Consider the following 25570-nt stretch of genomic DNA (forward strand, 5'->3'; position numbering starts at 1 on the left):
GAACACCCGCGCGCTTATCGTTAAGGTAAGCGCGTTTTTTTATCCGCCCGCCAGGAACGCGCCATGACCACCATCGCCCTTATCGACGATCACCTAATCGTCCGCTCCGGATTTGCCCAGCTTTTAAACCTCGAACCGGATTTTCAGGTGGTGGCCGAGTTCGGCTCCGGGCGCGAGGCGCTGGCGGGCCTGCCGGGGCGCGGGGTACAGGTGTGTATCTGCGATATCTCCATGCCGGATCTTTCCGGGCTGGAGCTGTTAAGCCAGCTGCCAAAAGGGATGGCGACCATCATGCTCTCGGTTCACGACAGCCCGGCGCTGGTGGAGCAGGCGCTCAACGCGGGCGCGCGCGGGTTCCTTTCCAAACGCTGTAGCCCGGACGAGCTGATTGCCGCCGTGCGCACCGTCTCTACCGGCGGCTGCTACCTGACGCCGGATATCGCCATCAAGCTGGCGGCCGGACGGCAGGATCCGCTGACAAAACGCGAGCGTCAGGTGGCGGAAAAGCTTGCCCAGGGGATGACGGTGAAAGAGATTGCCGTAGAGCTTGGCCTGTCGCCAAAAACCGTTCACGTTCACCGCGCCAACCTGATGGAAAAACTGAACGTCAGCAACGACGTTGAGCTGGCGCGCCGCATGTTTGACGGCTGGCAATGAACCCGCTGATTTCGCGGCTGATCGCCGTCGTTGCCAGCTTTTTTATCTTCTCCGCCGCGTGGTTTTGCCTGTGGAGCATCAGCCTGCATCTGGTGGAGCGCCCGGAGCTGGCGGTGCTGCTGTTCCCCTTCGGCCTGCGTCTTGGATTAATGCTGCAATGCCCGCGCGGCTACTGGCCGGTGCTGCTTGGCGCGGAGTGGCTGATGCTGATCTGGCTGGCGCGGGAGGTGGCGCTGGCGCATCTGCCGTTATTGACGATCGGGAGCGTGCTCACGCTCCTCCCGGTTGCGCTTATCTCCCGCTACCGCCACCAGCGCGACTGGCGCACGCTGCTGCGTCAGGGTGCGGCGCTAATTGCCGCCGCGCTGCTGCAGTCCCTGCCGTGGGTGGGCGACAAGGAGATGCTCAACGCCCTGCTGCTGACCCTGACCGGCGGCCTGACGCTGGCACCGACCTGTCTGGTTTTCTGGCACTACCTCACCAGCACCGTCTGGCAGCCGCTCGGCCCGGCGCTGGTGTCACAGCCCGTCAACTGGCGCGCCCGGCACCTCATCTGGTATCTGCTGCTGTTTGTGGTTAGCCTCTGGCTACAGCTTGGCCTGCCCGCTGAACTATCGCGCTTCACGCCGTTTTGTCTGGCGCTGCCGATCGTTGCCCTTGCCTGGCACTACGGCTGGCAGGGAGCGCTGATTGCGACCCTGATGAACGCCATCGCGCTGATCGCCAGCCAGACCTGGCACGACCATCCGGTGGATTTACTGCTCTCGCTGCTGGCGCAAAGCCTGACCGGGCTGCTGCTCGGGGCGGGCATTCAGCGTCTGCGCGAGCTGAACCTCTCCCTGCAAACCGAGCTGGCGCGCAACCGTCGTCTGGCTGAACGCCTGCTGGAGACCGAAGAGAGCGTGCGGCAGGAGGTGGCGCGCGAGCTGCACGATGATATCGGCCAGACCATTACCGCCATCCGCACGCAGGCGGGCATCGTCCAGCGTCTGGCGGCGGAAAACGCGGGCGTGAAGCAGGGCGGGGCGCATATCGAACAGCTTTCGTTAGGCGTGTATGACTCGGTGCGCCGGCTGTTAGGGCGGCTGCGCCCGCGCCAGCTCGACGATCTTTCGCTGGCGCAGGCGGTGCGCTCCCTGATGCGCGAGATGGAGCTGGAAAGCCGCGGGATCGTCAGCCACCTCGACTGGCGCATTGATGAACCTGCGCTGAGCGAAGGCCAGCGCGTAACCCTGTTCCGCGTCTGTCAGGAAGGGCTGAACAATATCGTTAAACACGCCAGCGCCAGCGCGGTGACGATACAGGGCTGGCAGCAGGACGAGCGCCTGATGCTGGTGATTGAAGACGACGGCTGCGGCCTGCCGCCGGGCTCCGGCCAGCAGGGATTTGGCCTGGCGGGCATGCGCGAGCGCGTCAAGGCGCTGGGCGGCACGCTGAACATCTCCTGCACCCACGGGACGCGCGTCAGCGTCAGCTTGCCGCTTCGGAGTCATCATGTTTAACACCCCTGTCGACGCAGCCCCGATACGCGATAAGGCGGAAATCGACGCCCGCTACCGCTACTGGCGACGCCATATCCTCGTCACTATCTGGCTCGGCTACGCGCTGTTCTACTTCACCCGCAAAAGCTTCAACGCCGCCGCGCCGGAGATCCTCGCCAGCGGCGTGATGGCGCGCACCGATATCGGCCTGCTGGCGACGCTGTTTTATATCACCTACGGGCTGTCGAAATTCCTTTCCGGCATCGTCAGCGACCGCTCCAACGCGCGCTATTTTATGGGATTCGGGCTGATCGCCACCGGCGTGGTGAACATCCTGTTTGGCTTCTCCACCTCGCTGTGGGCCTTTGCCCTGCTGTGGGCGCTGAACGCCTTTTTCCAGGGATGGGGCGCGCCGGTGTGTGCCCGCCTGCTCACCGCCTGGTACTCGCGCAACGAGCGCGGCGGCTGGTGGGCCATCTGGAACACCGCGCATAACGTCGGCGGGGCGCTGATCCCGATGGTGGTCGGTGCCGCGGCGCTGCACTACGGCTGGCGCGCGGGGATGATGATTGCCGGCTGTCTCGCGATCCTCGCCGGGCTGTTCCTCTGCTGGCGGCTGCGCGACAGGCCGCAAACCGTGGGGCTTCCGCCGGTAGGCGACTGGCGGCACGACGAGATGGAGATTGCCCAGCAGCAGGAGGGGGCGGGGCTGTCCCGCAAGGAGATCCTTACCAAATACGTGCTGAAAAACCCGTACATCTGGCTGCTGTCGCTCTGCTACGTGCTGGTCTACGTGGTGCGCGCGGCCATCAACGACTGGGGCAATTTGTACATGTCCGAGACGCTGGGTGTGGATCTGGTGACCGCCAACTCGGCGGTGACCATGTTCGAGCTGGGCGGGTTTATCGGCGCGCTGGTGGCGGGCTGGGGCTCGGATAAGCTCTTCAACGGCAACCGCGGCCCGATGAACCTCATTTTTGCCGCCGGGATCCTGCTCTCCGTCGGCTCGCTGTGGCTGATGCCGTTCGCCAGCTACGTGATGCAGGCGGCGTGCTTCTTCACCACCGGCTTCTTCGTGTTCGGCCCGCAGATGCTGATCGGCATGGCGGCGGCGGAGTGTTCGCACAAAGAGGCGGCAGGGGCGGCGACGGGCTTTGTCGGCCTGTTCGCCTACCTGGGGGCGTCGCTCTCCGGCTGGCCGCTGGCGCGGATAATCGACATCTGGCACTGGAGCGGATTCTTCGCGGTGATCGCCATCGCGGCGGGGATTTCGGCCCTGCTGCTGCTGCCGTTTTTGCATGCGCAGGCGCCGCGTGAAGCCAGCGTGATGTGATGCGCTTCACCTTTTGATGCCGGGTGGCGCAAAACTAAGACATTTTCCCGGTTTTACCTGGACGCTGTCTCAGGCATCTCTCCCGGCTGATTTTTACAATGCGGTAAAAATCAGCTCAGGAGTAAACCAACCATGCTGGCCTTCCTCAATCAGGTGCGCAAGCCGACCCTGGATCTGCCGCTCGACGTGCGGCGCAAGATGTGGTTCAAACCGTTCATGCAGTCTTATCTGGTGGTCTTTATCGGCTACCTGACCATGTACCTGATCCGCAAGAATTTTAATATCGCCCAGAACGACATGATCTCGACCTACGGGCTGAGCATGACGCAGCTGGGGATGATTGGCCTGGGCTTCTCCATCACCTACGGGGTGGGGAAAACGGTTGTGTCCTACTACGCGGACGGCAAAAACACCAAGCAGTTCCTGCCGTTTATGCTGATCCTCTCCGCCATCTGTATGCTTGGCTTCAGCGCCAGCATGGGCGCAGGCTCCGTTAGCCTGTTCCTGATGATCGCCTTCTACGCCCTGAGCGGTTTCTTCCAGAGTACCGGCGGGTCGTGCAGCTACTCCACCATCACCAAATGGACCCCGCGGCGCAAGCGCGGTTCGTACCTCGGCCTGTGGAATATCTCCCACAACCTCGGCGGTGCCGGTGCGGCAGGCGTGGCGCTGTTCGGCGCGAACGTCCTGTTCGACGGCCACGTGATCGGCATGTTTATCTTCCCGTCGATTATCGCCCTGATCGTTGGCTTTATCGGCCTGCGCTACGGCAGCGACTCCCCGGAATCTTACGGCCTCGGCAAAGCCGAAGAGCTGTTCGGTGAGGAGATCAGCGAAGAGGACAAAGAGACTGAAGAGAACGAGATGTCCAAATGGCAGATCTTTGTTGAGTACGTGCTGAAAAACAAAGTGATCTGGCTGCTGTGCTTCTCAAATATCTTCCTGTACGTGGTGCGCATCGGCATCGACCAGTGGTCAACCGTGTATGCCTTCCAGGAGCTGAAGCTTTCGAAAGAGGTGGCGATTCAGGGCTTCACCCTGTTCGAAGTGGGCGCGCTGGTCGGCACCCTGCTGTGGGGCTGGCTCTCGGATCTCGCCAACGGCCGTCGCGCGCTGGTGGCCTGCGTTGCGCTGGCGCTGATTATCGCCACGCTCGGCGTGTACCAGCACGCCAGCAACCAGTACGTCTACCTGGCGTCCCTGTTCGCGCTCGGCTTCCTGGTGTTTGGCCCGCAGCTGCTGATTGGCGTGGCGGCGGTCGGCTTCGTCCCGAAAAAAGCGATCGGCGCCGCCGACGGGATCAAAGGCACCTTCGCCTACCTGATCGGCGACAGCTTTGCCAAGCTGGGCCTGGGGATGATCGCCGACGGCACGCCGATTTTCGGCCTCACCGGCTGGGCGGGCACCTTCGCGGCGCTGGATGCGGCAGCGATTGGCTGTATCGTCCTGATGGCGATGGTGGCGGTGCTGGAAGAACGTAAAATTCGCCGTGAAAATCGTGCGCAGAAATTAAAAGCGGCCTGAGTGTGCAGGTAACTTCTTTGCCCGGCGTGTGATGCCGGGCTTTTTTGTTTTGAATCTCCAGTCTTTACCCCGCTTTACACACCCATTCCTCTCCTTGCTCTACAGTGTTTTTGCTGCCGCCTTTCGCGCAGCCTTAGCCCTTTTTGCTATTGGAGAGCTTGCATGTTGACCCGACGATTATCCTGCCTGGCGCTGCTGGTGGCGCTGTCAGCCCCCGCATTGGCTGCGGATGCCCCTACCTACGGCGAGAAGCTGGAAGGTTTCGACTACGGCTGGCCGGTAAAACACTTTACGTTTACCTCGCAAAACCAGTCTCTGGATATGGCTTATCTGGACGTGAAGCCGGAAAAGCCCAACGGCCGCACCGCGGTGCTGATGCACGGCAAAAACTTCTGCGCCGGCACCTGGGACGGCACCATCCGCGCGCTGTCGGCGAGCGGATATCGGGTGATCGCCCCCGACCAGATCGGCTTCTGTAAATCCACCAAGCCGGAGCGGTATCAGTACACCTTCCAGCAGCTGGCGGATAACACCCACGCCTTGCTGAAAACCCTCGGCGTCGATCGCGTGACGGTTATCGGCCACTCGACCGGCGGCATGCTGGCGACCCGCTACGCGCTGATGTGGCCGCAGCAGGTGGAGCAGCTGGTGATGGTCAACCCGATAGGCCTGGAGGACTGGAAAGCGCGCGGCGTGCCGCATATTACGGTCGACCAGTGGTACCAGCGCGAGCTGAAGGTCAGCGCCGACGGCATTCGTCAGTACGAGAAAAATACCTACTACGCCGGAGAGTGGAAGCCGGAGTACGAGCGTTGGGTCACCATGCTCGCCGGGCTGAACAACGGGCCGGGAAAAGAACGTGTGGCCTGGAACTCGGCGCTGCTCTACGACATGATCTACACCCAGCCGGTGATCTACGAATTTAGCGAACTCAGCATGCCGGTATTATTGATGATCGGCACGAAGGACAACACCGCCATCGGGAAAGATCTCGCCCCGCCTGAGATCCGCAAAACGCTCGGCAACTATGCGGTGCTGGGGAAGGAGACGGCGAAGCGCATCCCGCACGCGACGCTGGTGGAATTTAACGACATGGGCCACGCGCCGCAGATGCAGGATCCTGAGCGCTTCCACGAGGCGCTGCTTAAGGGGCTTCAGGCCCGCTGACTGGTTTGCAGTAACAGCCCGCGCAGCCACGCCTGCGCGGGATTGCGGTGCGTTCTGCCGTGCCAGGCCATGCTTTTGGTAAAGCCTGGCACGGGAACTGGCGTCTCGCAGATGAACATTCCCGTCTGATTTTCCGCGATGCGTGACGGCACGACGGCAATCATATCGCTGAGGGCCAGCACGTCCGGCAGAACCAAAAAGTGGCTCACCGAGAGTCCCACGTGCCGCGTCCGGCCAATTTTCTCCAGCGCGCTATCGGTTACCCCGCGAAAGCCGTCTCCCTCGTAAGAGACCAGCACATGCTCAAGGGCGCAAAATCGCTCTAACGTCATTGGCTCTCCGGCGTTTGGATGGTCGGCGCGCATCATGCATACGTACCGTTCATCATAAAGCGCACGGCTGTGAAGCTCATCGGGCGTGGTGTGGGGAGTGATAAGCGCTACGTCAATAGCGCCCTGCTCAAGCTGGCTGACAAGGCTACCGGGGGTAACGGGCACCACGCGCACGCGTATGCCAGGCGCCTGTGTTTTAAGGGCGGCGATAAACGGCACGACAACCGCCCGAAGTGCATAATCCGTAGCGGCAAGAGTGAAGGTGAGGCGAGCGGTATTAGGGTCAAAGGCAACGGGCTGAAGCAGCACGTCGATATCCGCGAGAATGCGCTTCACCGGAGCGGCCAGCGCTTCCGCGCGCGTGGTTGGCACCATGCCGTGCGGGGCGCGGATAAAGAGCGGATCGTCGAAGTAGTCCCGCAGGCGGTTGAGCATGCCGCTCACGGCGGGCTGGGTCAGAGCAAGACGCGCCGCCGCGCGGGTGACGCTGCGTTCATCCAGCAGAGCGTCGAGCGTTTTCAGCAGGTTTAGATCCAGCGTGCGCAGATCCGCTTTCATGGTGTTTTGCTACCTCTTTTCCGTTCACTATTATGGCGCTGCCCGCTGTCGACGCGTTGCGTTTCCCGCTATGATGGGCGGCTAGTCTAAGGAGAACGCATGGTCTGGATAATGCTGGCAACGCTTGCCGTGGTGTTTGTGGTTGGGTTTCGCGTCCTGACCTCGGATTCCCGCCGCGCCATCAAACGTTTAAGCGAACGGCTGGGTATCACCCCGATGCCGGTCGAGTCGATGATCGACCAGTTCGGTAAAACGCCGGGCAATGAGTTTATCCGCTACCTTGAGCGCCCAGACGAAGCGCACCTGCAAAACGCCGCCCAGGTCCTGCTTATCTGGCAGGTCTGCATCGTCGACGGGAGCGAGGAGAATCTGCATACCTGGCACCGCATGCTGCGTAAAGCCCGCCTGGCCGCACCGATCACCGATGCGCAAATCCGCCTCGCGCTCGGCTTCATGCGCGAGATAGAGCCCGATCCGCAGGAGCTTAACGCCTTCCAGCTGCGCTATAACCAGCTTTTCCTCCCGGAAGAGGGCGTGTTTTATCTGCACTGATATCACGAAACGTGATGAAGAGTATAAAGCATCGTCATTAGATTTATATCTGCCGCAGGCGCACCATCACTTCATCCACTCGCTGATGAGGTGAACCATGAAACAATCCGCCATTATCTGGCCAAACGACTACCTGCCAGGCACAACCGATAACTTTGCATCCAACGAAATCATCGTCGCCGGGCTGAGCGCAAAAGAGATTTGGGCGCAGCTTAACGACACCACCCTGTGGCCGAACTACTACAGCAACGCCGAAGATATTCGTTTTCACGACGGCAGCGGTCCGGAACTGAGCGCCAGCGCCCGCTTCCGCTTCACGACCTTTGGCTTCCCGGTTGAGGCGCAGGTCACGGAGTATGTTCCGCCCGTTGACGGCGAAGCCGCACGGATCGCCTGGCACGGCTGGGTGGAGGGCGATGCCAGCTCGCGTCTGGATGTGATCCACGCCTGGCTGTTTGAGGACTTGCCGGGAAACCGCGTCCGTATTCTGACTCAGGAGTCGCAGAAAGGCGTTCCTGCACAGGAACTTGCTCGCACCGTGCCGAATCCGATGATCAACGGGCACCAGGAGTGGATCGTCGGGCTGGCGAATGCAGCGATGCAAGAAAAGTTGTCGAAACGTTAAATTCGTCACACTTTTGATGATAAACTGCGCGACTTTTCCGCACGTTTTTATCTTCAGGTGACGCCATGACAGAACATATCCAGCCCACGACCCCGCCGCAGGCCAAAGAGGTTTCACGCCCCAACTGGTCGGCGGTTTTCTCCGTGGCGTTTTGCGTAGCCTGCCTGATTACCGTTGAGTTTCTGCCGGTCAGCCTGCTGACGCCGATGGCGCAGGATCTGGGCATTTCCGAAGGCGTGGCGGGGCAGTCTGTCACCGTCACCGCGTTTGTAGCGATGTTCGCCAGCCTGTTTATCACCCAGGCGATCGGCACCATCGACCGCCGTAAAGTGGTCATTCTGTTCAGCGTGCTGCTGACGCTCTCCTGCCTGCTGGTCTCCTTCGCTGAAAGCTTCACCCTGCTGCTGCTGGGTCGTGCCTGTCTGGGTCTTGGGCTTGGCGGCTTCTGGGCGATGTCGGCCTCGCTGACCATGCGCCTGGTGCCCGCGCGCACCGTGCCGAAAGCGCTGTCCGTTATCTTCGGTGCGGTCTCCATCGCGCTGGTGATTGCCGCGCCGCTGGGCAGCTTCCTCGGCGGGATTATCGGCTGGCGTAACGTCTTTAACGCGGCGGCGGTGATGGGCGTGCTGTGCATTATCTGGGTGTGGAAGGCGCTGCCGTCCCTGCCGGGTGAGGCGGCGCACCACAAACAGAACATGTTCAGCCTGCTTAAACGGCCGGGCGTGCTGGCGGGGATGACCGCCATCTTCATGGCCTTTGCCGGGCAGTTTGCCTTCTTTACCTATATTCGCCCGGTGTATATGACCATGGCGGGCTTTGACGTGGACGGCCTGACGCTGGTGCTGTTGAGCTTCGGTATCGCCAGCTTTGTTGGTACCACGCTGTCGTCTCAGTTCCTGAAGCGCTCGCTGAAGGTGGCGCTGGCGGGTGCGCCGCTGGTGCTGGCGATCAGCGCGGCGGTGCTGGTGCTGTGGGGCAGCGATAAGTGGGTGGCGTCTGCCATCGCGATTATCTGGGGTTTTGCGTTTGCGCTGGTGCCGGTGGGCTGGTCGACGTGGATCACCCGCTCGCTTGCCGATCAGGCGGAAAAAGCCGGGTCGATTCAGGTGGCGGTGATCCAGCTGGCGAACACCTGCGGTGCGGCAGTGGGCGGCGTTGCGCTTGACCACCTGGGGCTGACGTCTCCGCTGGTCATTTCCGGTACGCTGATGCTGCTGACCGCGCTGCTGGTGGCGGGGAAGGTGAAGGCGAAGTCGTAAATTCCCCCCTCACCCCGGCCCTCTCCCCAAAGGGGCGAGGGTGAAAAGACTGCACCGAGCCGTCCCCTCTCCCCTATGGGGAGAGGGTTAGGGTGAGGGGACATTCGCTTATGCCGATGTCTGAACCCGTCTTCTCGAATCCATCGAAATCAACACTACCGACGACACGATCAGCAGCGTGCCCAGCCAGTCCGGAAGGGTAAACGCCACGCCCAGTAAAATCACCGACAGCAGCGCGCTGCTTAGCGGCTCGGCGCAGCTCAGAATGCTCGCCTTCGGCCCGCCGATCATCTGCGCGCCTTTCAGGTACAGGCTGAACGTCAGCGCGGTGCCAATCACCACCAGGTAGAAAAACGCCAGCAGCAGGCTGCCGTCAATAACAAACGCGGTGCCGCGTCCGGCGTAGAACGGCGTCAGCGTTAAGCCGGCGATCAACATACTCCAGCCGACAATCGGCAGCGTGCCGTAGCGGGCGATAAGCGTTGACGGATAGGTGGTATAAAACGCGGCGGCAAAGGCCGAGGCGATACCGAAGAACAGCGCGGCAGGCGAGATGGAGAGCGAGGTTGGGTCGCCGTGGGTGACCAGCAGGAAGGTGCCGACCAGCGACGTCAAAATCGCCGACAGGACAAACACGCCGGGACGCTTCTTCCGCGCCAGGGCGAACCACGCCACGATGATGGTTGGCGACAGGAACTGGAGCACGGTCGCCGTAGCGGCGTTGGATTTTTCTATCGTCAGCAGGAAGGTGAGCTGCACGGTAAGCGCGCCGACCAGCGAGAAAAACAGCAGGCTGATGGCGTCTTTACGGTTTTTGATGACCGAAAAAATCTTGTCGCCGTGAACGAAGGAAAGCGTCAGTAGGATCACGCCGGTAAACAGCAGGCGAATCATGGTCAGATAGGGCGAAGAAATGTGGCTTTTCTCCATGATGTACTGCGCGCAAACCCCGGAACTGCCCCATAAAACGGCGGCGATCAGGACGTTTAGCATCCCTTTACGTGTGGACCCCATGTTCTCCCCTGCGATGTTGTCGTTAATTGGCCAACAGCATAGCATGGTTGTGTGCGGCCTGATGCCCTCACCCCGACCCTCTCCCACGGGGAGAGGGGGAAACACCGTTTTGCTTCTACCTTGCTTAGAACCACGCCTCCCACATCGCGCCGACGTTGAAGTCGTCGAGCGTTTCGTCTTTGGTGTTGTTCACGCGCGCGGTGCGTTCGTTATCTACCTTGCCGCCGGTCACGTAGAAGCGCAGCATCGGACGGAACTCCGGCCCCATGGCGATAGACATGTTCTGGGACAGGGTCAGCTTCCAGCCCTTGTTGTCGCCGCCGTTATCGTAGTCAACGTGCTGCCAGCCCGCTTCCAGCCAGGTGGAGTGAACGTCGTTCCACCAGTGCATCGGGCGCACAATCGCGTTGTAGTTCTTACGATTGTCGGCGTCATCGCGGCTGTTGTCATAGTCGTGGAAGGCGAGAATGTACTCCACCTGCGTGGCCTGGGTGAATTTATACAGCCCTTCGAAGCTGGCGTAGACCGTGGTCAGATCCTCGGTCTTGTTGAAGACGCTGTTGTCCGCGTTATCAGAGTAGCGGGCGATCACTTTGTTCACGCCGCTGTCGTTGGTGTGGCTTAGCACCACGCCCCCCTGCCAGGCATTCAGGCGCTCGTCGCTCTCGATCGCCTTAGAGTCGAAGCCGTAGTTGGCGTAAAGCTCCATGTCGATGGGGCCGAGCTTCATGCCGTGGATTTTAGAGGTGGCGGCGTAGTTGCCTTTATCGCCCGTGCCGGAACCGCCGGTACAGGTGATGCGCGACGGGTTCGCTTCGTCCTCCATCACCTCCGGGCTACAGGATTCCACCGCCGCCACGGCAGCGACGTCAAACTGCACGCCGCCGATATCGAAGTTTTTCACCCCGGCGCCCTGGCCGTCGTGGTTCATCCAGAAGTAATCGTTAATGCCCTGCTGCGGACGCTGGTGGAAGTCCCGACCGGCCCAGAAGTAGGCGTTCGGGTTGGAGGCCATAATGTTGGTCACCCCGGCGTAGGCTTTTTTCAGGTTAACTTCGTCACCCCAGTGGTCGATCATCACGTTGATGTCCCAGATGGCGCCGTTTTCACCCTTGAAGGCCTTGGAGAGCTGGAATTCACCGCCGTTGCCTTCGTTACCCAGACGACCAATCGCGGAGGCGCCGTTGTAGGAGCCGTCTACCGCCACGTATTTCTGATCGGCGGCCTGGAAGTGCGCGCCGTAGCGGGCGTAGCCGGTAAATTTAACCCCGAACGGGATCGCCATATCCGGGGACTGCGCCGCGCTTTGCGGTTCCGTTACCACGTCTGCTTTTTTCGCGATCGCCGCGTCCATTTTCGCCTGCCGTTCGGCCAGCGCTTTATCCACCGCTTTCGCCACAATGGCGTCGATTTGCTCCTGCGTGAATTCTTGTGCGAGCACGGAAATTGGGCAAAGCGCGGCGATAACCGCCATGGTTAATGGAAGTTTTTTACTGTTTTTCATTGTCGTCTCTATTAATTTACATTTTATTCAGACAATAATCCTCTCGTTCCGATTAGACAGAATATGTCGCTATCATCAGAAACAGAGTGATTTATATTTTCAGGTACGGAGGTCTTACGGTAACGTTATTTCGTCATAGGCTATCTCTGATATAAATGAATAATCTCTTCGGATAATTCACGCGCCAGCAGGGAGTTCATTAAATGATCCTGCGCGTGCACCATGATTAACGTCATCGGCTGGCGGGCTTCGCCCGCGTCCTGCTCGATCAGTTTGGTCTGCATCTTATGCGCCTGGCGCGCGTAGCCGTCGGCTTCGCGCAGCAGGCTTTTGGCTTCGTCAAGGTTGCCCTGGCGCGCCGCGTGCAGGGCTTCAAAGCACAGGCTGCGGGACTGACCGGCGTTGACGATAATTTCCATTACGGCTTCTTCTAGTGCGATCATCATGGTTACTCTTTATCAAAGCTATTATTTAAGGCGGTGGCGGCAAACCACTCTCCGCTTTTCTTTATGGTGCGCTGCTGCGTCTCCAGATCGAGCTGGATAAAACCGTAGCGGTTTTTATAGGCATTACACCATGACCAGTTATCAATAAACGTCCACATATGGTAGCCAAGGCAATTGCAGCCTTCGCTAATGCCTTTATGCAGCCACGCTAAATGCCCGGAAATAAAATCGATGCGGTACCGATCGTTAATCTGACCATTTTCAATAAAGCGCTGCTCATTTTCGACGCCCATGCCGTTTTCGGAAATAAAGCAGCGCGGGTTGCCGTAATTGTCGCGCAGGTTAACCAGAATATCGTAAATACCCGGCTCGTATATTTCCCAGCCGCGGTACGGGTTCATCTTGCGGCCCGGCATCTCGTAATTATCGAAGAACCACTCCGGCATAAACGGTGCCTGCGGGTTTACCGCGCTGTCGCGACACTTCACGCGACGCGGCTGATAGTAGTTCACGCCGAGCAGGTCGATTTTCCCCTCCGCAATCAGGAAACCGTCTTCCGGTTTACAGGCGGGTAATTGATCGTAGGATTTCAGCAGCGCCACCAGGTCTGCCGGGTATTCCCCGCGCAGGACCGGGTCCAGGAAGCTGCGGTTAAACATCAGGTCCGCGATGTGCGCCGCCTTCACGTCCGCCGGGTTCTGCGAGCGCGGATAGGATGGCGTCAGGTTCAGTACGATGCCGATCTCCCCCGCGTAATGCCCGGCGCGGTAGGCCTGAACGGCCTTCGCATGGGCCAATACGGTGTGATAGGCCACGGTCGCTGCCCGACGAAAATCCACCACGTTCGGATAGTGAAAATCGTACAGATAACCGCCCTCAACCGGCACAATTGGCTCGTTGAAGGTAAACCAGTGCAGCACGCGATCGCCAAACAGCTCGAAGCAAATCTGCGCATAGCGGGCGTAAGCGTTTACCACGTCGCGGTTTTCCCAGCCGCCGATCTCCTGCATCGCCATCGGCATGTCGAAATGGAACAGGGTAATAAACGGCGTGATGCCCTGTTCATTCAGCTCATCAATGACCTGATTGTAAAAATCGACCGCTTCCGGGTTCACTTCACCGATACCGTCGGGGATCAGGCGCGCCCAGCTAATCGAGGTACGAAAGCTGTTGTGGTTCAGCTGCTTTAACAGCTGAATATCCGTTTTCCAGTGCTGATAAAACGTGGAGGTGTGCTGCGGCCCCACGCCGTTGTGAAAACGGTTCGGCTCGCGGGCAAACCAGTAATCCCACGTGGTTTCGCCCTCTCGTGTCCCTTCGGTCTGGAGCGCGGAGCTTGCGCTGCCCCACCAGAAATTATCGGGAAATGCGTATTTCATGTCCTTTCCTCTTTGACTTATTGGCTTACGGTTTCAGCTGCACCGACGGTTGCCTGGGCTTTCTGCTCTTCGTTTTTCATCAGCGTACGCTCATAGGCGCGCAGGAACGGCAGGTACATCAGTGCGGACATCACCATACACACCAGGCACATAATCACCGGGCTGAGCGCCCAGTTTGCCGCCCACGAGGCGCCAATCGGCGCGGGCGTGGTCCACGGCGTTAACGACACGACCTGCGCCAGCCAGCCGAGCTTTGTTGCGCCGTACGCCAGGCAGGCGTTGACCAGCGGAACGAACACGAACGGGATAAACAGCATCGGGTTCATGATGATCGGCGCGCCAAACAGAATCGGTTCGTTAATGTTAAAGAAGCTGGGCACGACGCCCATTTTGCCGATGGTGCGCAGGTGCGTGGCGCGGCTGCGCAGCAGCAGGAACGCCAGCGGCAGCGTGGAGCCTACGCCGCCAATCAGCAGGTAGTGATCCCAGAAGCCTTGCAGATAAACGTGCGGGAGCGCTGCGCCAGCGGCCAGCGCCGCCTGGTTAGCAGAGAGGTTCGCCATCCAGAACGGGTTCATGATGCCGGTGACAATCAGCGACCCGTGAATACCGGCGAACCAGAAGATCTGGCACAGCAGCACGGAGAGCAGGATCGCGGGCAGGGAGTCTGACGCAGACACCAGCGGCTCCAGCAGGTGCATGATCGCCTGCGGGATAATCATTCCGGTTTGCGCTTCAATGAACAGGTTCAGCGGATGCAGCGTGCCGATCACCACCATTACCGGAATCAGGATCTCGAACGAACGCGCCACGCCGGTCGGCACCTCTTTCGGCAGGCGGATGGTCACGTTGTTCTGCTTCAGCCACGCATAGACGCGGGTGGAGTAGATAGCGGTAATCAGCGCGGTGAAGATGCCCTGGCCGGACAGATACTGCGTTGAGATCTTACCGTCGGCATACGGTGCGGCGACCAGCAGGAAGGCCATAAAAGCCAGCAGGCCAGACATCACCGGGTCGAGGTTAAACTGGCGCCCCAGGCTCGCCCCAATCCCCACCGAAATGAAGAAGGTCATGACGCCCATGCTGAGGTTAAACGGCAGCATCAGCTGCTCGCGGTAGGTCTCGGAGAAGTCCAGCCAGCCGCGGGCGAAGCTGTTGGTGGTATCCGCCGAGAACGGCGGGAAGATGAACACCAGCATAAACGAGCCGATGATCATAAACGGCAGCGCGGCGGTAAAGCCGTCGCGGATGGCAATCACATACTTTTGCTGGCCAAGCTTTGCGGCCAGCGGGGTAATTGACTGCTCAATAACCGCGACCATGGATTGATATAACGAACTCATGTGAACACCTTTTAGTGTGCCGCTTCGATGAGCGACAGAGCATAGTCCAGTACTTTATCGCCACGCTGCATGCCGTAGTCCATCATGTCGATGGGCTGCACCGGAATACCCTGCGTCGCCGCCTTGTCTGAGAGTGTCTTTAACATGTATTTCACCTGCGGTCCGAGAAGAACCACCTGGTATTGCGGAAACTGCGTATCAAATTCGGACACGCCGTACGCATCAATCTTCACGGGCAAGCCCCGCTCTTTAGCAACATCGATCATTTTGCTGACCAGCAGGCTGGTGGACATCCCGGCAGAACAGCACAGCATTATCTTGAACATCGACAACCATCCTCAAAATGTAAAAAGTTATTGCGAGGATGATTGGACATGATACGGAAACCGGTTTCCATTCATAAAAGACAGAAGTGTGACAACCATCAATATCCACTACTTATGACGCTAATTAACCGGATGTGGGTCACATAATTTGGCTGTTTTAACGTCAATTTGAGTGGAAACGGAAAATCGGTTTCCATGGAAAACGGAAACGGATATACTCCGTTCTGGCTATAATGTGAGCCGTAGCGGTTATGGAATTTGCAGGCGCGAGGATGGCCTGCCAGGGGAAAAAGATGTCGACAATCAATGATGTATCACGTCTGGCCGGGGTGTCTAAAGCCACGGTATCGCGAGTGTTGAGTGGGTCACGTGGCGTAAAAGAGGCCAGCCGTCAGGCCGTGCTGAAAGCGGTGGATGAGCTGAACTATCGTCCTAACGTGATTGCGCAGTCGCTGCTCAGTCAGTCGACGGGGTGCATTGGGGTGATTTGCGCGCAGGAAAATATTAACCAGACCACCGGTTACCTGTATGCGCTGGAAAAACACCTCAGCCAGCATCAAAAACACCTGCTGCTGCGTTTCGCGCACACCAAAACGGAAGTGATGAACGCCCTTGAAGAGCTCTCCTGCGGGCTCTGCGATGACATCCTGGTCATTGGCGCGCGTTTCCCGCTGGACGTCGACATGGACAACGTCATTCTGGTCGACTGTATGGAAGCCGATAACGCCAACAGCATCCAGTTCGATCACGCTTTCGCTGCTGAAACGGCGTGTAACTACCTCACCAGCCAGGGGCGTCGCCAGATTGCGCTGATCCACCCCCACGGCAGCGGGTTTGCCGACCAGGTGCTGCTCGGTTACAAACATGCGCTGGAGAAGAACTTCCTGCCCTTTAATCGCAACCTCGTGTTCATGGACGCAACCTCGTCGTCCGTTGCGCTTCAGGAGTTGCTCAACAACGCGTCGACGCTGAACTTCAACGCGCTGCTGGTGGCGGACGAGCAGGAAGCCCAGAGGGTGATCCCGCAGCTTCAGGCGTTTAATAAATCGGTACCGGAAGACATCATGGTGTTTAGCCTGGCCGGGTCGCTGCATCTGCCGGGAATTCCGGTGATCCCGGCTATCGAGTATTCCATGGACGCCATGGCGGCGCGCATCGTGACCTGGCTGAATCAAAAAACGCAGATGCTGGGGTCTTACGTGCTGCGTGGGGATTTAATTATTCCGGACGTGCGGAAACGTTAAACGTGTGATGTAGGCCGGGTAAGCGCAGCGCCACCCGGCGAAAACTCAATAATCCTCCATATAATCCACTCGCCGCGTATCCGGTTTATTCAATCCCGCCGCCCAGCGACTGCCACAGCGTGATGCGGTTTTCCAGGTCGGTTTGCCGTAAGGCAATCAGTGATTCCTGCGCCGACCACAGCGACCGCTGCGCGGTGAGCACCGTCAGATAATCCCCGGCGCCCGCCTTATAGCTGCGGGTCGCCACGTCCAGCGTTTTTTGCTCCGCCGCCACGTATTCACGCTGGGCATCCAGCTGCTCGCTCAGGGTTTCACGGCGCGCCAGCGCGTCGGCCACGTCCTTAAACGCGCTCTGGATGGTCTTCTCATAGGTGGCGATCAGCCCCTTCTTCTCTGCTTCCGCGTAGCGCAGCTGTGCCATATTGTTTCCACCGCTAAACAGCGGCAGGGTGATGGACGGCGCGAACGACCAGACCTTCATGCCGTGGCTGAACAGGGATGACAGCGAATCGCTGCCGACGCCCGCGCTGGCGGTGAGCGAAATCGACGGGAAGAAGTTGGCTCGCGCCGCGCCGATACTGGCGTTGGCGCTCAGCAGGTTATGTTCCGCCTCCTGAATATCCGGACGACGCAGCAGCGCGCTGGAGCTGACCCCCGCCGGGATCAGCGTGATGGCGTTGTCGCCCAGGCTTTCCAGCGTGCCGGGCAGCAGGTTGTCCGGCACCGTATCGCCCGCCAGCAGGTTGAGGGCATTTTTATCCTGCATCACCAGCGTCTGGTAGCTCGCCACGCTGGCGCGCGCCTGCTGGTAAACCGCCATCGCCTCGCTGACGTCCGTGGCGGCCGCCACGCCCACCTCCTGCTGGCGCTTCACGATCCTGAGCGAGTTCGCTGCGCTCTCCATGGTGGATTTCGCCAGCGCCAGGTTGCTGTTATCCGCCGCCAGCGTCACCCAGGCGGTGGTCAGCTCGCTGACCATCGTCAGGCGCGTGTTCTGGGCGGTGAACTCGCTGGCAAGCCAGGTTTCACGCGAGGCGCGGGAGAGGCTCTGGTTACGGCCAAACAGATCCAGCTCGAAGCTGGAGACCGCGCCGTTGGCCTCGTCGCTTGTGGCGACGCCGCTTGCCAGCGTGCGGCTGCGGGTGTGGCTCAGGCCTGCGTCCACCGTCGGGAAGAGAGACGAGCGCGTTTCGCCATACTGGGCGCGGGCGGCGTCGATATCGGCAATCGCTTTTTGCACGTCGCGGTTGCTGTTCAGCGCCATCGTTACCACGCTTTTCAGCCGCGCATCGTTCATCACCTCCTGCCACTGGCTTACCACGGCGTTGGCTTCGCCGTGCGCGCCGGGCAAGGTTGCCGGAACGGGAGCGTTCGGGCGCTGATACGTTGGATCTAAAGACACGCAGCCTGCGCTCAGCAGCGCTAACGTTAATACGGTTACACGAAACATTATGACCTCCGGTTTGCGTGCTTACCGGAGAACAGACGTTTCACCAGTACGAAGAATAAGGGAACGAAGAAGATCGCCAGCAGCGTCGCGGCCAGCGTTCCGCCGATAATGCCGGTACCGATCGCCACGCGGCTGTTGGCCCCCGCGCCGGTGGCAATCGCCAGCGGCGTTACGCCTGCAATAAACGCCAGCGAGGTCATGATGATGGGACGCAGACGCGTCTGGGCGGCACGCAGGGCGGCGCGCGTCAGGGAGTAACCTTCGGCGACTTTGGCTTCGGCAAATTCAACAATCAGGATGGCGTTCTTCGACGACAGGCCGATGGTGGTCAGCAGCGCCACCTGGAAGTAGACGTCGTTGTTCAGGCCGCGCAGGGAGGCGGCCACGGCCGCGCCCAGCACGCCAAGCGGGATCACCAGGATGACCGAAATCGGTACTGACCAGCTCTCATACAGCGCCGCCAGACACAGGAACACCACGAGGATGGAAAGGGCGTAGAGGCTCATCGCCTGGCCGCTCGCCAGTTTCTCCTGTAAGGACAAACCGCTCCAGGCCCAGGTGCTGCCGGACGGCAGACTGTTTGCCAGCTGCTCCATTTTGCTCATTGCCGTGCCGGAGCTGGCCCCGCTGGCGTTTTCGCCCTGAATCTCATATGCCGCCGAGCCGTTGTAGCGCACCAGGCTTTCCGGACCGTACTCCCAGCGCGTGGTAGCGAAGGCGGAGAACGGGGTCATGGTGCTGTCGCTGCCGCGCACGTACCATTTGTTAAGATCCGACGGGACGGCGCGATAGTCGCTGTCGCCCTGGATGTAGACCTTCTTGACGCGGCCGCGATCGATAAAGTCGTTCACGTAGGTACCGCCCCAGGCGCTGGAGAGGGTATCGGTGACGTCGCTCAGGGAAAGCCCCAGCGACACCGCTTTGTTGTTATCAATATCGACCTGAAGCTGCGGCATCTGCGGCAGATCGTTGGCGCGCACCGCGTGCAGCGAGCTGTCCTGATTAGCCCTGGCAATCAGCTGATTACGCATTTTCAGCAGCGTGTCACGGTCGGTGCCGCCGCTAGCCATGAGCTCAAAGGTAAAGCCGTTACTCTGGCCAAGGCCGTCTACCGCTGGCGGCGTCATCGCAAATATAGTGGCATCGCGGATGGCGCTCAGCTCCTGCGTGGCGCGCAGGGCAATGGCCTGGGCGGTGTTTTCATCACCCTTACGTTCGGACCAGTTTTTCAGGGAGACAAACGCCATCCCGGCGTTCTGGCCGCTGCCGCTGAAGCTGAAGCCCTCAATGGTGAAGATAACGTTGGTGTTGGCTTTCTCTTTGGTGAGAAACCACTCTCGCACCTGACGGCTAACTTCGGCAGTACGTACCGCCGTTGCGCCGGCTGGGAGAGTGTACTGCACCATGATTTCGCCCTGGTCTTCCGTCGGCAGGAAGCTGCCCGGCAGCTTCAGCATGGCGAAGCCCATGGCGCCGCAGAGCAGAGCGTAGATGACCAGCATGCCGCCGGAGCGTCGCAGGGCGCGCAGCACCTTGTTCTGATAGCCTTGCTCGGTCCTGCTGTAGAAGCGGTTAAACGCGCCGAAGAAACCTTTCTTGTGCTGAGGCGAGTGTCTCAGAATTGAGCCGCACAGCGCGGGCGTCAGGGTCAACGCCACGACTACGGAGAGGAACATCGCCGAAATAATGGTGACCGAGAACTGACGGTAAATTACCCCGGTCGAGCCGCCGAAAAAGGCCATCGGCAGGAATACCGCAGAGAGCACCAGCGCAATGGCGATCAGCGCGCCGGAGATTTCGCCCATCGATTTTTCGGTGGCCTCCCGGGCGGGCAGCCCTTCGTCGCGCATAATACGCTCGACGTTTTCCACCACCACGATGGCGTCATCCACCAGCAGACCGATGGCCAGCACCATTGCAAACAGCGTCAGGGTGTTAATGGAGTAACCGAACAGCGCCAGCACGCCGAAGGTGCCCAGCAGAACCACCGGAACGGCCAGCGCCGGGATCAGCGTGGCGCGGATGTTTTGCAGGAACAGGTACATCACCACGACCACGAGGATAATGGCTTCAAACAGGGTCTGAATGACGTCTTCAACCGAGATCTTAATGAACTCGGTGCTGTCCTTCGGGTAGGCCACGTCGTAGCCTTCCGGCATCGACTTTTTGAACTCGGCGATTTTATCCTTCACCGCCGTCGCGGTGTTGAGCGCGTTCGCACCAGGTGAAAGCATCACCGCCATACCCGCCGCCGGGTGGCCGTTCAGCTTCGCGGTGGAGGTGTAATCCTCGCTGCCCATCTCCACGCGAGCGACATCGCTGATGCGCACCACCGCACCGCTGGACTGGCTCTTCACGATGATGTTTTTAAACTGATCGACCGTCTGCAGGCGCGACTGGGCGCGCACGGTGGCGGTCAGCTGCTGGGCGTTCGACGAGGGCAGCGCGCCGATCTTACCGGCGGAGACCTGCACGTTTTGCGCTTCAATTGCGCTCTGCACGTCTGAAGGCATCAGCGAGTAAGAGGCCAGTTTTGCCGGATCGAGCCAGATACGCATCGCGTATTCCGCGCCAAACACCTGCAGGCTGCCAACGCCCTCCACGCGCGCCAGCGGATCCTGCATATTGCTCACCAGCCAGTCGGCGATGTCCGAGCTGCTGGCGGTGTCGGTTTTGTCATACACGCCCATGATCAGCAGAAAGTTGCTCTGGGACTTTTCAACGGTGATCCCGGACTGCTGCACCTCGGTCGGCAGGCGCGATTCCGCCTGCTGGACTTTGTTTTGTACCTGCACCTGCGCGGTGTCCGGGTCAGTTCCCTGCTCGAAGGTGACGGAGATGCTCACCGACCCGTCCGAACTGCTGGTAGAGGTGAAGTAGAGCAGGTTATCCAGCCCGGTGAGCTGCTGCTCGATCACCTGCGTTACGCTGTTCTCCAGCGTCTGCGCGGAGGCGCCGGTGTAGGTGGCAGAGATTTTGATCGACGGCGGGGCGACGTCCGGGTACTGCGCTACCGGCAGCGTGCGGATCGCCAGCACACCGGCGAGCATGATGAGAATGGCGATCACCCAGGCAAAAACCGGGCGACGCACGAAGAAACGGGAAAACATCAGGCGTTCCCTCCGGCGTTTTTCATCTCTTCGGCCTTCACTTCCTGCCCGGCGGTGACTTTGTCGGTGCCTTCCACTATCAGCCTGTCACCGGCCTTCAGGCCGCTCAGCACCAGCCATTTGTCGCCGTAGGTCTCGCCCGTTTCGAGCTGGCGCTGCTCTACCTTGTTGCTGGCGTTCACTACCAGCGCGGTGGCGGTGCCTTTGGCGTCGCGGGTGATGCCCTGCTGCGGCGCGAGGATCGCGTCGTTCATGATGCCTTCATCCACTCTGGCGCGGACGAACATGCCCGGCAGAAGCTGGTGCTGCGGGTTCGGGAAGACGGCGCGCAGGGTAACCGAGCCGGTAGACTCATCCACTGCCACTTCGGTCAGCGCCAGGCGGCCCTTTTCGCTGTAGGTGCTGCCGTCTTCGAGAATTAAGGACACGCTTAGCGTATCGCTGTTGCTGGCGAGAGTTTGCTTGCGTAATCGCAGCAGGTCGGCGCTGGAGCGGGTTAAATCAACGTACATGCTGTCCAGCCCGCGAATGGTCGCCAGCGCGGTTTCCTGCTGGGCCGTTACCAGCGCGCCGGGGGTAACGGACGAGATCCCGATGCGTCCGGCAATCGGTGCGGTGATGGTGGTCCAGCTGAGGTTAATGCGCGCGCTCTCCTGCGCGGCCTTCTTTGACGCGACGCTGGCCTTGTCCTGCGCGCAGGTGGATTTAGCGTCTTCCGCATCCTGACGCGATACGCCGTCGTCTTTCACCAGCTGCGCATAGCGCTGGGCTTTCTGGCAGTCGGCCTGGACCAGCGCCTGCGCCTGCTTCAGTGCGGCGGCGGCTTCATCGTAAGCGGCGCGGTAGCTGGCAGGATCGATTTGATACAGCGCCTGCCCGGCTTTGACGGTATCGCCTTCGGTAAAAAGCCGCTTCTGGATAATGCCGCCCACCTGCGGGCGCACTTCGGCGCTCATCGCGGCGGTAGTGCGGCCGGTCAGCTCGCTGACCACGGACACGGGCTGGCTCATGAGCGTGACAATCCCCACTTCCGGTAGAGGATGCTGGTGAGCAGACGTTTGTGCATTATCGCACCCGGTCAGGAGGAGTAATGCTGCGATGGAGGTTGTTATGGTTTTCATAATCTTTTTCCAGGGTGAACGAAGCCTGCCCTGTTAAATGCTTAACAGGGAGGAGGGCTATTTAAAGGCACAGCGATACCGCATCTCTGGCTAAGCCAGAAATGTTAAAAACGAGAAATTACTTATCTCGTTTAATTATTCACATGCGATTACTTCGCAGAGAAAAGCATATTTAAAATATTCTGATAAATCGGCTCTAATTGTTCTGACGGTACTTTTAACGGCGTGAGCCGACGATAAATGGTGCCTTCGATCATCACGGCGGTAATCTCCACGCAGCAGCGAATATGTTCATCGCTCAGGTGGGGAAACTGCTTTTTCAGGTGCCCACAGGCGTTGGCGAACATACGTGATTCGGCTTCTGTCAGCATGGCGGCAACATGAGGATTTCGCGTGGCCTCGGCGGACATTTCAAGCATTAGCGCATCGTCGTCTTCGTTGAGCGTCTGTCGCCAGGCAAGTGCCTGCGGCATCCCCTCTACCAGCGTTTTACCCTGCATCTCCTGGATGCGCGAGTCGATGATACGGCGGATCATCTCTTCAATAATCGCGTCTTTGTTACTGAAATAGCGGTAAATCTGCCCGACGCTGAGCTTCGCCTCGCTGGCGATCTGCGACATGCTGGCCGCGTGAAACCCGCTGTCGCGAAAGCAGCGGCGCGCGGCGGTGATGATCTCGTCCTGGCGCAGTTTTTGTCGTTCTTCCAGCGTTGTGCTCATCGTGTGCTACCGTGTAAAAGTGAGAATGATCGTTCTCATTATACGTTTCCGGAGTCTATTGGAAAGGCTTTTTTTATTTACATATTGAATAAATATTTCCTGGTATAAACAATGGAGAAAATAAGGAGTTTTTATGAACTTTAAACTGTGAGATATTCAGATTGCGCTGAAAATAAGGAGAGTATTATGCACCTGAGTATTACAGATAACGTTACTTCCGAAGAAAAAGAAGAATTATTAACGGGGCTGCGCGCCTATAACGCGCAGTTTTTAGATCTCTCGAACTTTAGCGGCGATACAGGCGTTTATGTGCGAGACGACAGCGGCGTCATGCTGGGTGGGCTGATCGGCGTGCGTAAAGGCGACTGGCTGAATATTGATTATCTGTGGGTCAGCGAGAGCGTGCGCGGTTCCGGCGTTGGCAGCCAGCTTATCAAAGCGGCCGAAGACGACGCCCGCCGCAAAGGATGCAGGCATGCGCTGGTGGATACGGTCAGCTTCCAGGCGCGTCCGTTCTATGAGAAACAGGGCTACCGTCTACAAATGTCATTGCAGGACTACCCTTATGAGGGGATGCAAAGACACTATCTGACGAAAAACCTTTAGCCGCCGATGCCGTTGCCCATCACGGCCAGCGCGTGGCGCCGCTGCGCAAGCACCAGTAACGTTAGCGATACCGCTAATTATTGCGAGTCGCTTTCTGAATTTGAGATGTCTCCCTTGTCGCCTCCCGGGACGTTAGCGCATGCTGTGGGCTGGTCAATAAACCTACAGAGGTTGCCATGGAGCGCACAGCGAAACTCGTTAAAAAAGGGCGAAACCAGGTCGTGGTCTTGCCGGCGGAATTTGCGTTTGAAACGGAGAGTGTTTACATCAAACGGGATGCAGAGGGGAATGTGGTTTTGACGGCGAGGTCTGAGAAAGAACGGCACAGGGATAACTTTTTGCGTATGCTCAAACAAACGCATGTGCCTGATTCTTTTCTGAGTAAAGAGGAGCGCAATCAAAGCTATACGACAAGAGATCCTCTCGAAGGGCTGTAGAAGATGCTGCATATGCTGGACACTAACATCGTAAGCCATCTGGTGAGGCAGCATCCTGAGGTTGTAAACCGATATTCGCACATCACGCCTGAAAAGATGTGTATTTCAAGCGTAACGGAGGCTGAATTGCTTTATGGCGTAGCCAAAAAGCAATTCAACAAGCTGCACGAAACCATAATGGAATTTCTTAAAACCATCACTATCTGCGACTGGGATAGCGCAGCTGCGGCCACCTACGGTGAACTTCGTGCAGCAATGGAAAAAAAAGGGAAAGTAATGGGCGATTTGGATCAGCTTATTGCGGCACATGCCATCAGCCGTGGCACAACGATTGTTACGAACGACCGCGCGTTCGGGATGGTGCAAAACCTTACCGTAGAAGACTGGACGGTAGCTTCGTAAGCGTCATCGCCCGGAGGCGCTACGCTTACCGGGCCTGCATCCTTCCTAATACGTTGCAAAAACACATATAACTTATCCCTCTTACTGATTCCTTTTCGTTTTTTAGCCTGCCGCCTCGTTGTCGATATAGTCTTTAAAACGTTTATCAAAAGGAACTGTCTCGTGAAACTTCGACTGGGTGCGCTTCTCCTGACTGGCCTGCTGCTCGCGGGCTGCGATCAAAGCAGCAGTGATGCCAGACACATTAAGGTTGGCGTAATTAACGGCGCCGAACAGGACGTGGCGGAAGTCGCCAAAAAGGTGGCGAAAGAGAAATACGGTCTGGACGTTGAGCTGGTAGGCTTTAGCGGCTCGCTGCTGCCCAACGATGCCACCAGTCAGGGGGAACTGGATGCCAACGTCTTTCAGCATCGCCCGTTCCTCGCGGAAGATAATAAGGCGCATAACTACAGGCTGGTTGCCGTGGCGAACACCTTTGTCTTTCCAATGGCAGGCTATTCCCGCAAGATTAAATCGGTTTCTGAACTGAAGGACGGCGCAACCATTGCCATTCCCAACGATCCGACAAACCTTGGCCGCGCGCTGCTGCTGCTGCAAAAAGAGAAGCTGATTAGCCTGAAGCCGGACGTGGGCCTGCTGCCGACGGCGCTGGATATTACCGCGAATCCTAAGCGCCTGAAAATTATGGAACTGGAAGGGGCGCAGCTGCCGCGCGTGCTGGACGATCCGAAGGTGGATGTGGCCATCATCAGCACCACCTATCTCCAGCAAACCGGGCTTTCTCCGGTGCATGACAGCGTCTTTATTGAAGATAAAAACTCGCCTTACGTGAACATCATCGTCACGCGTGAAGACAACAAAGATGCCGGGAACGTGAAGGCGTTTATTCAGTCCTATCAGTCGCCTGAAGTGGCAAAAGCGGCAGAGACGATTTTCAACGGCGGAGCGGTGCCGGGCTGGTAATGCGCGAGTTGAAGGCCC

General features: G+C 58.9%; 24 protein-coding genes. 13 read left to right on the plus strand and 11 right to left on the minus strand.

The window, feature by feature from the left end; translation table 11 throughout:
* Positions 1-63 precede the first annotated feature (63 nt).
* From uhpA to MOQ06_RS18285, 5 genes are all read left to right on the plus strand, one after another.
* Positions 64-657 carry a transcriptional regulator UhpA gene (gene uhpA, locus MOQ06_RS18265; RefSeq protein WP_176609115.1) on the plus strand — a complete coding sequence of 198 codons (594 nt, stop codon included), beginning with the start codon at positions 64-66 and terminating at the stop codon, positions 655-657.
* Positions 654-2159 (plus strand): signal transduction histidine-protein kinase/phosphatase UhpB, encoded by a 1506-nt coding sequence (uhpB, locus tag MOQ06_RS18270; protein WP_193355435.1) that lies wholly within the window; start codon positions 654-656, stop codon positions 2157-2159. Before uhpA ends, uhpB begins: the two co-directional genes overlap by 4 nt.
* Positions 2152-3471, plus strand: coding sequence for an MFS transporter (locus tag MOQ06_RS18275; protein ID WP_242174280.1), 1320 nt, complete (start codon positions 2152-2154; stop codon positions 3469-3471). The genes uhpB and MOQ06_RS18275 overlap by 8 nt, the downstream gene beginning before the upstream one ends.
* A 132-nt stretch (positions 3472-3603) precedes the next feature.
* Complete coding sequence (gene uhpT, locus MOQ06_RS18280; RefSeq protein WP_193355433.1) at positions 3604-4995, plus strand: hexose-6-phosphate:phosphate antiporter; 1392 nt, start codon at positions 3604-3606, stop codon at positions 4993-4995.
* Positions 4996-5157: 162 nt separating this feature from the next.
* Entirely contained in the window at positions 5158-6162 is a 1005-nt protein-coding gene (locus MOQ06_RS18285; RefSeq protein WP_242174282.1) for an alpha/beta hydrolase, read from the plus strand.
* On the opposite strand, the gene MOQ06_RS18290 is transcribed toward MOQ06_RS18285, so the two are convergent.
* Complete coding sequence (locus tag MOQ06_RS18290; protein WP_242174284.1) at positions 6150-7052, minus strand: LysR family transcriptional regulator; 903 nt, start codon at positions 7050-7052, stop codon at positions 6150-6152. The genes MOQ06_RS18285 and MOQ06_RS18290 overlap by 13 nt on opposite strands.
* A 99-nt stretch (positions 7053-7151) precedes the next feature.
* Here MOQ06_RS18290 and MOQ06_RS18295 point away from each other — a divergent pair, with 99 nt between their 5' ends.
* The 3 genes from MOQ06_RS18295 to nepI all read left to right on the plus strand — a co-directional run bounded on the left by MOQ06_RS18295 (position 7152) and on the right by nepI (position 9488).
* A complete protein-coding gene (locus MOQ06_RS18295; RefSeq protein ID WP_063452074.1) occupies positions 7152-7604 on the plus strand; it encodes a DUF1198 domain-containing protein in 453 nt (150 codons plus the stop codon).
* 97 nt (positions 7605-7701) lie between these two features.
* A complete protein-coding gene (locus MOQ06_RS18300; RefSeq protein ID WP_148420385.1) occupies positions 7702-8229 on the plus strand; it encodes an SRPBCC domain-containing protein in 528 nt (175 codons plus the stop codon).
* A 65-nt stretch (positions 8230-8294) separates the two neighbouring features.
* Positions 8295-9488 (plus strand): purine ribonucleoside efflux pump NepI, encoded by a 1194-nt coding sequence (gene nepI / locus MOQ06_RS18305; RefSeq protein WP_242174286.1) that lies wholly within the window; start codon positions 8295-8297, stop codon positions 9486-9488.
* Positions 9489-9596: 108 nt separating this feature from the next.
* Here nepI and MOQ06_RS18310 read toward each other — a convergent pair whose 3' ends face one another.
* The 6 genes from MOQ06_RS18310 to MOQ06_RS18335 form a co-directional block, all read right to left on the minus strand.
* On the minus strand, positions 9597-10502 hold the full coding sequence (locus MOQ06_RS18310; protein WP_176609110.1) for an EamA family transporter: 906 nt from the start codon (positions 10500-10502) through the stop codon (positions 9597-9599).
* Between the two features lie 124 nt (positions 10503-10626).
* On the minus strand, positions 10627-12006 hold the full coding sequence (locus tag MOQ06_RS18315; RefSeq protein WP_148420388.1) for a carbohydrate porin: 1380 nt from the start codon (positions 12004-12006) through the stop codon (positions 10627-10629).
* Between the two features lie 140 nt (positions 12007-12146).
* The gene (locus MOQ06_RS18320) at positions 12147-12449 is read right to left on the minus strand and encodes a PTS lactose/cellobiose transporter subunit IIA (protein WP_014168006.1); all 303 of its coding nucleotides are present in this window, start codon (positions 12447-12449) and stop codon (positions 12147-12149) included.
* Positions 12450-12454: 5 nt separating this feature from the next.
* Positions 12455-13831: a glycoside hydrolase family 1 protein gene (locus tag MOQ06_RS18325; protein ID WP_242174288.1), complete on the minus strand. Its 1377-nt coding sequence runs from the start codon at positions 13829-13831 to the stop codon at positions 12455-12457.
* A 17-nt stretch (positions 13832-13848) separates the two neighbouring features.
* Positions 13849-15174, minus strand: a complete 1326-nt coding sequence (locus tag MOQ06_RS18330) for a PTS sugar transporter subunit IIC (protein ID WP_176609107.1) — start codon at positions 15172-15174, stop codon at positions 13849-13851.
* Between the two features lie 11 nt (positions 15175-15185).
* Positions 15186-15500: a PTS sugar transporter subunit IIB gene (locus tag MOQ06_RS18335; RefSeq protein WP_148386083.1), complete on the minus strand. Its 315-nt coding sequence runs from the start codon at positions 15498-15500 to the stop codon at positions 15186-15188.
* A gap of 293 nt (positions 15501-15793) precedes the next feature.
* Between MOQ06_RS18335 and MOQ06_RS18340 the strand changes: the two genes are divergently transcribed.
* Complete coding sequence (locus tag MOQ06_RS18340; RefSeq protein WP_148420391.1) at positions 15794-16744, plus strand: LacI family DNA-binding transcriptional regulator; 951 nt, start codon at positions 15794-15796, stop codon at positions 16742-16744.
* 85 nt (positions 16745-16829) lie between these two features.
* Here MOQ06_RS18340 and MOQ06_RS18345 read toward each other — a convergent pair whose 3' ends face one another.
* The 4 genes from MOQ06_RS18345 to MOQ06_RS18360 all read right to left on the minus strand — a co-directional run bounded on the left by MOQ06_RS18345 (position 16830) and on the right by MOQ06_RS18360 (position 23144).
* Positions 16830-18194 carry a TolC family protein gene (locus MOQ06_RS18345; protein WP_242174290.1) on the minus strand — a complete coding sequence of 455 codons (1365 nt, stop codon included), beginning with the start codon at positions 18192-18194 and terminating at the stop codon, positions 16830-16832.
* Complete coding sequence (locus MOQ06_RS18350; protein ID WP_242174292.1) at positions 18194-21304, minus strand: efflux RND transporter permease subunit; 3111 nt, start codon at positions 21302-21304, stop codon at positions 18194-18196. Before MOQ06_RS18350 ends, MOQ06_RS18345 begins: the two co-directional genes overlap by 1 nt.
* The gene (locus MOQ06_RS18355; RefSeq protein ID WP_242174294.1) at positions 21304-22425 is read right to left on the minus strand and encodes an efflux RND transporter periplasmic adaptor subunit; all 1122 of its coding nucleotides are present in this window, start codon (positions 22423-22425) and stop codon (positions 21304-21306) included. The genes MOQ06_RS18350 and MOQ06_RS18355 overlap by 1 nt, the downstream gene beginning before the upstream one ends.
* Before the next feature lie 149 nt (positions 22426-22574).
* Complete coding sequence (locus MOQ06_RS18360) at positions 22575-23144, minus strand: TetR/AcrR family transcriptional regulator (protein WP_242174297.1); 570 nt, start codon at positions 23142-23144, stop codon at positions 22575-22577.
* A gap of 186 nt (positions 23145-23330) precedes the next feature.
* Here MOQ06_RS18360 and MOQ06_RS18365 point away from each other — a divergent pair, with 186 nt between their 5' ends.
* From MOQ06_RS18365 to nlpA, 4 genes are all read left to right on the plus strand, one after another.
* Positions 23331-23750: a GNAT family N-acetyltransferase gene (locus MOQ06_RS18365; RefSeq protein ID WP_242174299.1), complete on the plus strand. Its 420-nt coding sequence runs from the start codon at positions 23331-23333 to the stop codon at positions 23748-23750.
* Between the two features lie 176 nt (positions 23751-23926).
* A complete protein-coding gene (locus MOQ06_RS18370; RefSeq protein WP_242174302.1) occupies positions 23927-24187 on the plus strand; it encodes an AbrB/MazE/SpoVT family DNA-binding domain-containing protein in 261 nt (86 codons plus the stop codon).
* A 3-nt stretch (positions 24188-24190) separates the two neighbouring features.
* Positions 24191-24589, plus strand: coding sequence for a type II toxin-antitoxin system VapC family toxin (locus MOQ06_RS18375; protein WP_242174304.1), 399 nt, complete (start codon positions 24191-24193; stop codon positions 24587-24589).
* Positions 24590-24751: 162 nt separating this feature from the next.
* Positions 24752-25552 carry a lipoprotein NlpA gene (gene nlpA, locus MOQ06_RS18380; protein WP_242174307.1) on the plus strand — a complete coding sequence of 267 codons (801 nt, stop codon included), beginning with the start codon at positions 24752-24754 and terminating at the stop codon, positions 25550-25552.
* The last annotated feature ends 18 nt before the right edge of the window (positions 25553-25570 follow it).

This window comes from Enterobacter sp. I4, from assembly GCF_022669095.1.
GTDB classification, from domain to species: domain Bacteria; phylum Pseudomonadota; class Gammaproteobacteria; order Enterobacterales; family Enterobacteriaceae; genus Enterobacter; species Enterobacter pasteurii.